We start from the raw sequence: 10,329 nt of genomic DNA, 5'->3' as shown, positions 1-10,329 counted from the left end.
CCCCATCGCCCCCCACACTGACCCCCCCCCCCCCCCCCCCCCGGGAGCCCCCCCCCCCCCCCCCCGGGGGGGGGGGGCGGGGGGGGGGGGGCCCGCCCCCCCCCCCCCCCGCCCCGGGGTGTCCTCAGTCGGTCAGCGTGCGGCCGATCGTCGCCGCCACCGCCGGGTGGGCGAGGTACTCGGCGATGTCGTGCGCCCGCTCCTTCGGGTTTTCCACCGGGAGATCGCGCAGCCGCTGTCCCCACGCCTGGCGCAGCGGGCAGCCGATGGCGATCGGGTCGCCCGCGTACCAGGTGTTGAGCCAGTCGCCGACCCTGTCCGGCCGGTGCGGCCCACCGCTGAGCAGCTTGCCGTAGACCCCGTCCAGCCCGAGCGGGCTGCCCGCGGTGACGAGCAGGCGCACGGTCACCTCCCGGGGCAGCTGGGTGAGCAGATCCATCGCCACCACCGTGCCGAGACTATGGCTGACCAGCACGAGCTCACCGCTGGTCGGCATGTCGGCGAGCACGGTGTCGAGCACTCCTTTGCGCACCTTCTCGTCGTCGAGATAGGCCGCGACGTCCTTGAAGATCGCCCCGATGAGCAGCGAGTCCAGGCCGCTGCGCGCGGCGATCCAGCCGAGCTGGTCGCGCACCCGGCCCAACACGACCGAACCGAAGCCGAAGCGCTCCTGCGCGATCGGGTCGGCGGGTGCCTCCTCGGCACTCGGCATCCCGAAGCGCTGGGCCGCTTCGGCGACCAGGCTCTCGTACAGCTCCGAGCCGGTCTCGACGGCGGCTTCGCGGGCGCTCAGGCTCGCGACGAGCTGATCGCCGTAGAACGGGAAATAGACGTCGGCGGGATCGATCGGGCTCAGGTCCGCGAGGGTGAGGCCCTTGTTCAGGCCCGCGGTCCAGACGCGGCGCAGGTCGGCCGGATCGCGACCCTCCTGCCTGCGGCCGTGCAGGAACACCACGCTGCGCTTACCGCCGAACGCGGTCGGCCTGCCGTGCGTACCGCGCACGATCGTCTCCGCCGCCGACTCCGGTTGCGGCGCAGCGGCGGTCGTGTCGACGACGACCGTTTCGGCGGACAGGCCCGCGGCGGGGCCGAGCTGGTCGAGCAGCGCACGCTGCGCCGGATCGAACGCGCGGGAGCCGAGATCGGCCAGCAGCACGCTCACCCGGACACCCTCGTTCGCGACCCAGTCGATCGCGTCGTCGCCGTCGCCGCCCTGCCACGGCTTACCGTCCTTGCGCAGGACCCGGCCCTTGTCGTCCTTCTTGGGCACGCCGGCGTGGTGCAGGGCGACGATCTCCCACTGATCGTTGAAGACCGGCGAGCCGGAGTTCCCCGGCTCGGTGTCGGAGGTGTAGTGCAGGAAGTCGTCGAGCTGCAGGTCGAGCCGGTTGTCGCGGATGGAGATCTCCTTGAGCCTGCCCAGCGGATGGCCGACGACGTTCATCGCCTCGCCGATCACGATCTTGCCCGGCTTGGCGATCAGCGGATTCCAGCCGAACGTGTCGCCCGCGGCGGTGCCGTCGGCGCCCGGCTTCACCCGCACCAGGGTGTAGTCGAGATGCTTGCTCGTGACGAAGAAGTCGCCCGGCGCGAGATCGAAACGCACCGTCTGGGTCGGCACGTTGTCGATGCCCGCTTCCGCCGCGAACTCGATCAGCACCGAGGCGGCGACGTCGACGTTGGGCAGCACGTGATTGTTCGTGAGCAGCAGTTGCGGCGAGACCAGCGACCCGGTGCCGATCGGCACCTGGCGACCGTGGTCGGTCAGCGAGATCCGGGCGACGGCGGCGGCCGCGCGGGTGCCGCGGGTCAGGAAGTTGACGGCCTGCAGGTCGTTGGCGAAGCCGATGACCCGCTCCAGCGAGCCGATGCTGTCGAGCGGGTCCTGTCGGCCCAGTTCGATGACCGCCTGGGCGGGCACTTCGCCGGTGACCAGCAGCCGGTCGGCCCTGGCGAGGATCTGTTCCTCGGTGTCGACGACATCGGATTCCGCCACCCGGCGCTTACGGGTCACCTCGTCGCGCTCGGCCGCGCTGTCGGCGAACCGGCGCGACGCGGCGTCCATCTGTTCGCGCCATGCGGCGGTGCGGGTTTCGCTCTCGGTATCCATGGGTCACCTCGCCCGGAGAAGGATGCTGCTGGTCTCCTCAGCGTGGGCGGGTGACCGGGTGCCGGACACGAGTAGCGGACCACTCGATTTTCGAGGGCTACTGCTCCCACCAGGAGGTGTAGACCCGGCCGTCGTTGCCGGTGGTGAACGCGTCGAGTTCCCCGGCGGTCCTGGCCACGGCGGCGACGGGCCCGCCGGCCGGGAAGACCCCGCCGATATTGCGCCACCGGTTGCCGATGCCGGACCAGTCCGCCCCGGCCTGCCACCACGAGGTGTACACGCGCCCGTCGTTGCCGGTGATGAACAGATCCAGATTGTTCGAGGTGCGAGCGACGGCGGCGACGGGCGCTCCGGGCGGGAAGACGCCACCGATATTGCGCCACCGGTTGCCGATGCCCGACCAGTCACCACCCTGATGCCACCAGGACGTGTAGACGCAGCCGTCGTTGCCCGTGATGAACAGATCGAGATGATCGGCGGTGCGCGCCACCACCGTCACCGGCGCGCCCGCGGGGAAGATCCCGCCGATATTGCGCCACCGGTCCCCGATGCCCGACCAGTCCGACCCGGCCTGCCACCACGAGGTGTACACGCGCCCGTCGTTACCCGTGATGAACAGATCCAGGTTGTTCGCCGTCCGGGCGACCGAGGTCACCCGCGCGCTCGCCGGGAACACCCCGCCGATATTGCGCCACCGATCCCCGATGCCCGACCAGTCACCACCCTGATGCCACCAGGAGGTGTAGACCCGCCCGTCGTTGCCGGTGACGAACAGATCCAGGTGGTCGGTGCGGCGAGCGGTCGCGGACACCCGCGCGGTGCGCGGGAAGACGCCGCCGATATTGCGCCACCGGTCCCCGATCCCCGACCAGTCCGACCCGGCCTGCCACCACGAGGTGTAGACCCGGCCGTCGTTGCCGACGGTGAACACATCGAGAGTGGTCGACGTGCGCGCCACCGCGGCCACCGCCGCCCCCGCCGGGAAGACGCCGCCGATATTCCGCCACCGGTCGCCGAAGCCCGACCATTCCGAGCCCGCGTGCCACCATGAGGTGTACACCCGCCCGTCGTTGCCGGTGATGAACAGATCCAGGTGGTCGGTGCGGCGAGCGGTCGCGGTGACCGGCGCGGTCCGCGGGAAGAACCCGCCGATCCCGCGCCAGCGGTCGCCCGCCCCGGACCAGTTCGGGTAGATCGCGTGCGCGGCGCCGACGTCCCCGGCCGACAACGCCGTGCGCTGACCCATCGTCACCCCGGGCGGCAGCGCGACACGCGGGACGATCGTGTCCTGCCCATTGGTGCTGAAAGCCGTTGCGGGGTAATGCATGATCGAGCCGAAGTCGTAGCCGCCGACGTCGTCGCCGTCGGTGATGTGCTGGGCGAAATTGTGCCGGTTGTCCGCGCTCACATTGGCCAGGCGGATCTCGACGAACGTCTCGCGGTCCTCCCGGCTCTGTTCGTGCCAGAGGCCGATCGCGTGGCCCATCTCGTGCACGACGGTGCCGGTCGGTGCGCCACTGGTCAATTCGATCGTCTGCATCCCGCCCTGCCTGCCGACCGGGGAACGGCTGGCCGTGCTCGGCACGAACCGCACGAAGTCGGCGTGCTGGGCGGTGCGCGGGATGAACCGCAGCCGGGTGCGCGAATTCCAGTGCGCCACCGCGTCGGTGATCCGCTGCTGCCCGGGGAGCGCCGGGTCGATCTCGAAGGGGACCACCGCGTTGGGCCAGCGGAAACCCGCCCCCGAGATGACGATGCCCTCCTGCTCGCGGCGGGCGGCGATCTCGGCGAGGGTGCCGAGGACGATGTCGCCCTCGAAGACGGCGAGGTCGTCGACCGCCGCGTAGGGCACTTCCCGGAGTCCGCGGGTGGCGCTCGGGATCAGGGTCGTCCCGGCCTCGGGGCCGGAACGGAACTCACCGGTGTCGTCCTGTTCGACGGTGGCCGGGACGGTGTCGTCGATGATCATGGCTGCACTTCCTCGGATGTTCGGTGGCCGTGCAGGAAGTCTCGGCCGCGCGCGCTCGCACGACACGCGTAGCGCGCTACCCGATGACGGGGCCGGTCAGACGGTGCGAACGGGAATGCTCATGTCCGACACCGCTCCCTGCGCGGGCACCGGGACCGCTTGCACCGACACCAGGTCCCCGGCCACGAGCACACCGTCACCGGCCAGGTCGACGTGACAGGCCAACCCCAGCCCGGTCCCGGCGGGCGCGTCCACCGTGAACGGCCACCGCACGCCGGGCCCGATCGCGACGCCCGTCGTTACCACCTCCGCGACGAGCGGGGCCGCGGCGTCGAGGTAGGTCACGTCCCGCACCTCGACGACGATCCGCGCCGTGGTCCGCGGACACTCCGGCGGCAGCACCACGAATCCGCTGATCCGGCGCACCTGGGCGGCCATACTTCGAGGGTAGGCCGCGCCGCGTTTCGCCCGGCCGGATGTGGCACCCTGGATTTATCCGGATCGTCCCGATCAGGAGGTTCTGATGTCCAGCTCATCATCCGGACGACGTTCCCGGCGGCACACCGGCCTCGTTCTCATCGTTCTCACCGCCGCCGCGCTCGCCGCGTGCGGCACCAGTACCGAGCCGGTCGACCCGACTCGCCCCACTCCCACCCAGATACCGGAGATCGGCACCGCGGCCGCCGATCAGCTGTGCGACATGATGGCCGCCGAGATCGGCAACTGGCAGCAGCAGGGGCCCGCTATCGCCCGGGTGTCCTACAACGGCACCGTGCACAACTGGGCGCTACGCAACGGCGCCATCAATACCGCGATCACGCTCAACCGGGGCGCGATCGACACCGTCACCATCGAGCGCTGCCCGGAGGTCCGGGACCAGGTACTGGCCACCCTCGACATCAGCGATCTCGCCTCAGGTCTGGCCGGGTTCTGACTCAGACCGTGGCGCCGGTGCCGAACCACTGCTCGGCCAGCTCCGCCGAGTCGGTACCGAGCGCGTGCCCGATCGACTCCCAGGACGCGCCCGTCGCCCGGACGAAGCGGACGGCCTCGACCAGCCGCTGCCGCGCGGACTCCGAATCCTGGAAGGCCAGCCGCACCGGCATCAGCGCCCGCGTCTCGAACTGATGGCACTCCCAGTCCTCGAGCACCAGCCGGGTCAGCGTGGGGTCGAGCCGGCCGGACGGGCTGTGCAGGCGGCGCTCGGCGGGATCGTGCCCGAGCGGGTGCGCCGAGCGTCGCCACGGCTGCCCACGCCATCGGCCGCAGGAGCACTGCGCGCGCCAGCCGATCGGCTCGTGCGCGTCGTCGCCGTCGACGATGTCGACGACCCATCCGTGATGACACTCGAACACAGCATTCATACCGACTCCGATGTCGATTCCCGCCGACTCGGCCGCCACAGAACCCGACCGACTGGTGTGTGAGACTGCTCTTCCCAGGTATTCACCCTCGACGTCTTCCCGGCACGGCGCAACCACCTGACCCCGATATTGGGACCGATCACACAACCGCGGGATCGAGCATGGGACAACCGGTACGATCCGGCCGCCGCGACGGCCGGATTCCGGTATCAGCGCAGCGTGACGGTGGTCGGCAGCGCGGCGAAGCCCCGGTTGTTGGACGAGTGGACGCGCACGAGGTTGTCGGTATCGATCTCGTAGTCGGCCACCGCGGCGACGATCTCCTGCAACGCCACCCGCAGCTCCAGCTGGGCCAGGTTCATGCCGAGGCAGTGGTGCCGGCCCGCGCCGAAGGCGAGCGAGGCGCTGGTGTCGCGGTCCAGATCGAAGGTGTCGGGGTTCGCGAAGACCGCCTCGTCGCGGTGCGCCGAGCCGCTCAGCAGCAGGATCCGGGCCTGCGCCGGGATCTCGACGCCGTGCAGCTCGATCGGGGTCGTCGTGGTGCGCAGCTGGGACTGGGTGGCGGGGTCGTAGCGCATGGACTCCGCGATCCAGTCGTCGATCCGGCCGTCGAAGGCGGCGCGGCGCTGATCGGGGTGCAGCGCGGCGCTGTGCCAGGCGTTGCCGAGGGTCAGCATGACCGTCTCGATGCCCGCCCCGACCAGCAGGATCAGCACACCGACGATTTCCTCGGGGGTGAGCCGGTCGTCGCCGTCGGCGGCGTCGAGCAGACCCGAGAGCAGATCATCGGTCCGGTGCTGACTGCGGGCGATGGTCAGCTCCGTGTAGTACCCGACCAGCGCCCCGATCGCGGCCATCGCCTCCGGGCGCAGATCGGTCGACTCGGCGTCGGTGTACATGATCTCCATGCCGAGCTTGCGCAGCAGCTCGCGGTCCTCCTCCGGCACGCCGACCAGCTCGGAGATCACATCGGTCGGGAAGGGCCCGGCGAAGTCGGCGATCAGGTCGAAGCTGCCCTGCTCGAGCAGCGGTCGCAGTGTGTTGCGGGCGATCTCGCGCAGGCGCGGCTCGAGGCCCTGTACCCGGCGCTGGGTGAACGCCCGGACGACGAGCTCGCGCATCCGGGTGTGCTTGGGCGGGTCCATCGCCACGAACGAGAAGAACTTCTCCGCCTGCGGACCCCAGAACGCCGGCTCCATGCGCAGGCCGTTGGCGCTGGAGAAGCGCTCCGAATCGCGCAACGCCGCCCGGACGTCGGCATGCCGCGACAGCGCCCAGAAGTCGTCGGTCTCGTTGCGGTAGACGGGGGCCTCGCTGCGCAACCTGGCATAGTACGGATACGGATCGGCATGGACAGCGAAGTCGTAGGGGCTGAACTGCAGGGGCATGGCCGTGCCTTTCGCGGCGGCGGGACCAGCCACGCCACCACCGGTCTCGAGTCGGGCTGACAGGGACGACCGTAGTCGAGAGAAAGGAAGTGCGCCGTGGACTTCGACGCCGCTGCCGACCGGGTGGACGTCACCAAACCACACCCCGCCCGCCGGTACGACTACTGGCTGGGCGGCAGCGCCAACTTCGAAGCGGACCGCAAGTCCGCTGACGCGGTCGCCGAGGCATTCCCGTCCATCCATTTCGCCGTTCTGGAGAACCGTAGTTTCCTTCGCCGGGCGATTCCCTACCTGGTGGATACCGTGGGCATCCGCCAGTTCCTCGACATCGGCACCGGTTTGCCGACCGCGGGCAATGTCCACGAACTCGCCCAGGCGATCGCCCCCGAATCCCGGGTGGTCTACGTCGACAACGACCCGATCGTCCTCTACCACGCGCGTGACCTGCTGGTCAGCTCCCCGACCGGCGCGACCGCCTATATCGACGCCGACCTGCGCGAGCCCACCTCGATTCTCGAGCATCCGGCCCTGCGCGGCACCCTCGACCTCGAGCAGCCGGTGGCCCTGATGCTCTGCGCGGTACTGCACTTCCTCACCGACGAGATGCACCCCTACGACGTAGTGCGGGAGCTGTGCGCCGCGCTGCCCTCGGGCAGCTACCTGACCATGACCCACGCCACCGACGACCACCTCTCGGCCGAGGACCTCGAGGCGACCATCGCCGCCAACGAGCGCAGCGGCGTCCCGTTCCGTCTCCGCTCGACCGCCGAATTCACCCGTTTCTTCGACGGCCTGGAACTCGTCTCGCCGGGCATCACCTCGGTGATCGACTGGCGCCCCACCGAATGGCGTCCGCATCCACGCAAGGAAGCGGTCTCGATGCTGTGCGGCATGGCCCGGATCCCCTAGCCACACAAGAGATTCCGCTACAGCGCCTCCAGCCGGGCCGGGACGTGTTTGTGCCACGGGGTGCCCGCGAAGGCGTCCTTGTGCGTGGTGCTGGTCAGTTCGTTCGGTGACACGCCCGCGCTGGTCATGGTGCCGTCGCCGGCCGGGAAGTCGAGACCGTGCCCGTTGGGCAGGGCGATATTGCCCGCCCGCATCATGTCACTGATCTCGACCGTCACGGTGGCCGTTCCGGTCTCGGTGACCAGGCGGGCCAGGTCGCCGTCGGACACGCCCGCCGCGGCGGCGTCGTCGGCGCTGATCCGCAGGTGCCCGTCGCGATCGCGGCGGCGCCAATCCGGGTTACGAAAGATGGTGTTGGCGGTGAAGGACCGGCGTTCGCCCGCGGCGAGGACCAGCGGGAACTCGGGCGTGGTCCAGGCCGCGCGCGCGGTGGGCAGCGCGCGCACCTCGTCGAGCAGGGTGTCGACGTCGAGGGTGAACCGGCGATCCTTGCGTTTGACGTAGTGCCAGACGTCGTCCCAGGTGTCCTCGGTGAACACCACTCCCGACGGTGACGCGAGGATCGTGTCGAACAGCCGGTTCCCCGGGGTCAGGCCGCCGCCGGTGAATCCGGCGCGACCGACCGCCTTCGGGTTCGACAGCGCGCACAGCTGGCTCACGCCCCACAGCACCGCGGCCCCGCGGACCGCGGGATCGAGGGTGGCCCCGAGTGTTTCGTAGAGCAGGAACGGCACGACCTTGCCCAGTGCGGGGTCGGCGGCCACGGTCGCCAGGAAGCTCGCGCCGAAGGTGTCGCGGCCGGTCTCGGCCGCGCGCCGCAGCCGGATGACGGTCGCGTCGTCGACCACCCGCATCCGGCGCAGCAGCCGCGCGTAGATCTCCGGTTCGGGCAGGGTGCCCGCGAGCGGTTCCAGCAGCGGCTTGCGCAGATGGAAGACGTTGCGGGGGAACTCGAAATTGAAGAACGTGGCCTCGGGCTTCTCGAACTGACTCGCGGCGGGCAGCACGTAGTCGGCCTGCCTGGCCGTCTCGGTGAACGCCACATCGATGACGACGGAGAGCTCCGTGGCCCGCATCGCCGCGCGGAAACGCTGGGAGTCCGGCAGCGAGTGCGCCGGGTTCGACGAGTCGATCCACAAGGCGCGGAACCGTTTCGGATGATCTGTGAGGATCTCGTCGGCGATCGAATTGCACGGCACCAGCCCGCCGATGATCTTGGCCCCGGTCACCGGCGTGACCCGGCCACCGCCACCGCCACCACCGCCGCCTCCGGCGAGCAGTCCACCCGCCAGCGGCACCACAGCGTCGAGCAGCGCGGCGGCGCCCGCCTCGAGGCCGGGCCGCAGCGCGCCGACGCGGGCCAGCGCGGGCAGGGTCGTCCCGACCGCCGCCGCCATCGTGGTGACGGTGCGGGCCATCGCCTTCTTGCGCACCTTGTCCAGCGCGCTGGGCGGCTTGCGCGGGCCCGACGGCGTCCCCGAGCCCCCGGCCAGCAGCGCGAACGACGAGTGCAGGAACATCGTCCCCGGCCGCCCGAAATTGCCGGTGACGATCCACAACAGCTTGTTCAGATACGACACCAGCGTGGAATTGGGCGCCTGCTGGATGCCGAGATCCTCGTAGACGCACACGCTCGACGCCGTCGCGATCCGGCGGGCGGCGGCCCTGATCCGGTCGACCTCGACGCCGCTGATCGTGGCGAACGCGGGAATGTCGATGTCCAGGAACGCCGCTCGCACCTCGTCGTAGCCCGCGGTGTGCGCGGCGACGAACTCGGCGTCTACGAGGTCCTCCTGGATGATCACCGCGACCAGCGCCGCCATCAGCCAGGCGTCGCGGCCCGGCGCCACCCGCAGGTGGAAGTCGGCCATGGCCGCGGTCTCGCTCACGCGCGGATCGATCACCACCATCGATCGCGCCGGATCGCCCGCGACCTGCTTGAGGATCGGCCGCGCCCGCGGGAAACTGTGCGACTGCCACGGATTCTTGCCGACGAAGACCAGCACCTCGGCATGCTCGAAGTCGCCCTTGGTGTGGCCGCCGTAGAGGCGCCCGTCGACCCAGATCTCGCCGGTCTTCTCCTGCGCCAGCGCATTCGAGTGATACCCCGAGCCGAGCGCGCCCCGCAGCGCGAGGGCGTTGGCCGAGCCGAGGTGATTGCCCTGTCCCCCACCGCCGTAGAAGAAGATCGTGTCGCCGCCGTGCGCGTCGCGCAGCGCGGTCAGGTGCGCGGCGATCTCGTCGAGGGCGGTCTCCCAGTCGATCTCGCGATAGCTGCCGTCGGCCTGCCGCTTCAGCGGGGTGGTCAGGCGATGCGGGCCGTTCTGGTACAGATCGAGGCGCATCGCCTTCTCGCAGGTGTAGCCCTCCGACGCCGGGTGCGCCTTGTCGCCGCGGATCTTCGCCAGCCTGCGCCCGTCCAGTTCGACGGTGATGCCGCAGTTGCATTCACACAGGACGCACGCGGTCGCCTTCGGCTGCGTTTCCACCATGGGACATCCTTCGCCGCGGTGACGGAGATCGCCGTCACACCCGAGTAGTATGCTATGCAACATAACATAGAGAGCGGGCGCCTACCATGACAGTTGC

General features: G+C 70.2%; 8 protein-coding genes. 2 read left to right on the top strand and 6 right to left on the bottom strand.

Annotated elements, in window-relative coordinates; genetic code table 11:
• Positions 1-124 precede the first annotated feature (124 nt).
• The 3 genes from AB0H54_RS26090 to AB0H54_RS26080 form a co-directional block, all read right to left on the bottom strand.
• On the bottom strand, positions 125-2,110 hold the full coding sequence (locus AB0H54_RS26090) for a serine protease (protein ID WP_357348645.1): 1,986 nt from the start codon (positions 2,108-2,110) through the stop codon (positions 125-127).
• 97 nt (positions 2,111-2,207) lie between these two features.
• Positions 2,208-4,079: a Dot/Icm T4SS effector Zinc-dependent metalloprotease LegP gene (legP, locus tag AB0H54_RS26085; RefSeq protein ID WP_357348643.1), complete on the bottom strand. Its 1,872-nt coding sequence runs from the start codon at positions 4,077-4,079 to the stop codon at positions 2,208-2,210.
• A 96-nt stretch (positions 4,080-4,175) separates the two neighbouring features.
• Positions 4,176-4,517, bottom strand: coding sequence for a hypothetical protein (locus AB0H54_RS26080; protein WP_357348641.1), 342 nt, complete (start codon positions 4,515-4,517; stop codon positions 4,176-4,178).
• Between the two features lie 85 nt (positions 4,518-4,602).
• Between AB0H54_RS26080 and AB0H54_RS26075 the strand changes: the two genes are divergently transcribed.
• The gene (locus AB0H54_RS26075) at positions 4,603-5,013 is read left to right on the top strand and encodes a hypothetical protein (protein WP_357348639.1); all 411 of its coding nucleotides are present in this window, start codon (positions 4,603-4,605) and stop codon (positions 5,011-5,013) included.
• A 1-nt stretch (position 5,014) separates the two neighbouring features.
• On the opposite strand, the gene AB0H54_RS26070 is transcribed toward AB0H54_RS26075, so the two are convergent.
• Together AB0H54_RS26070 and AB0H54_RS26065 are read right to left on the bottom strand one after the other, a co-directional pair.
• A complete protein-coding gene (locus AB0H54_RS26070) occupies positions 5,015-5,443 on the bottom strand; it encodes a hypothetical protein (protein WP_357348637.1) in 429 nt (142 codons plus the stop codon).
• 209 nt (positions 5,444-5,652) lie between these two features.
• Positions 5,653-6,831 carry a cytochrome P450 gene (locus AB0H54_RS26065; RefSeq protein WP_357348635.1) on the bottom strand — a complete coding sequence of 393 codons (1,179 nt, stop codon included), beginning with the start codon at positions 6,829-6,831 and terminating at the stop codon, positions 5,653-5,655.
• Between the two features lie 96 nt (positions 6,832-6,927).
• On the opposite strand from AB0H54_RS26065, the gene AB0H54_RS26060 reads away from it, so the two are divergent.
• Positions 6,928-7,740 (top strand): SAM-dependent methyltransferase, encoded by an 813-nt coding sequence (locus AB0H54_RS26060; protein ID WP_357348633.1) that lies wholly within the window; start codon positions 6,928-6,930, stop codon positions 7,738-7,740.
• 17 nt (positions 7,741-7,757) lie between these two features.
• Here the strand turns inward: AB0H54_RS26060 and AB0H54_RS26055 are convergent, their stop codons facing one another.
• Positions 7,758-10,232 (bottom strand): molybdopterin-dependent oxidoreductase, encoded by a 2,475-nt coding sequence (locus AB0H54_RS26055; RefSeq protein ID WP_357348631.1) that lies wholly within the window; start codon positions 10,230-10,232, stop codon positions 7,758-7,760.
• Positions 10,233-10,329: the final 97 nt, after the last annotated feature.

This window comes from Nocardia sp. NPDC050718 (genome assembly GCF_040654235.1).
GTDB lineage: Bacteria > Actinomycetota > Actinomycetes > Mycobacteriales > Mycobacteriaceae > Nocardia.
Note: the sequence above shows the minus strand (reverse complement) of the source record. Positions and strands in the feature narration are given on the sequence as shown.

Bases quoted from the DNA above. Each gene is read 5' to 3' on its own strand.
- AB0H54_RS26065 (WP_357348635.1), bottom strand. From the start codon at position 6,831: ATGCCCCTGCAGTTCAGCCCCTACGACTTCGCTGTCCATGCCGATCCG.
- AB0H54_RS26080 (WP_357348641.1), bottom strand. From the start codon at position 4,517: ATGGCCGCCCAGGTGCGCCGGATCAGCGGATTCGTGGTGCTGCCGCCG.
- AB0H54_RS26070 (WP_357348637.1), bottom strand. From the start codon at position 5,443: ATGAATGCTGTGTTCGAGTGTCATCACGGATGGGTCGTCGACATCGTC.
- AB0H54_RS26075 (WP_357348639.1), top strand. From the start codon at position 4,603: ATGTCCAGCTCATCATCCGGACGACGTTCCCGGCGGCACACCGGCCTC.
- AB0H54_RS26090 (WP_357348645.1), bottom strand. From the start codon at position 2,110: ATGGATACCGAGAGCGAAACCCGCACCGCCGCATGGCGCGAACAGATG.
- AB0H54_RS26055 (WP_357348631.1), bottom strand. From the start codon at position 10,232: ATGGTGGAAACGCAGCCGAAGGCGACCGCGTGCGTCCTGTGTGAATGC.
- legP (WP_357348643.1), bottom strand. From the start codon at position 4,079: ATGATCATCGACGACACCGTCCCGGCCACCGTCGAACAGGACGACACC.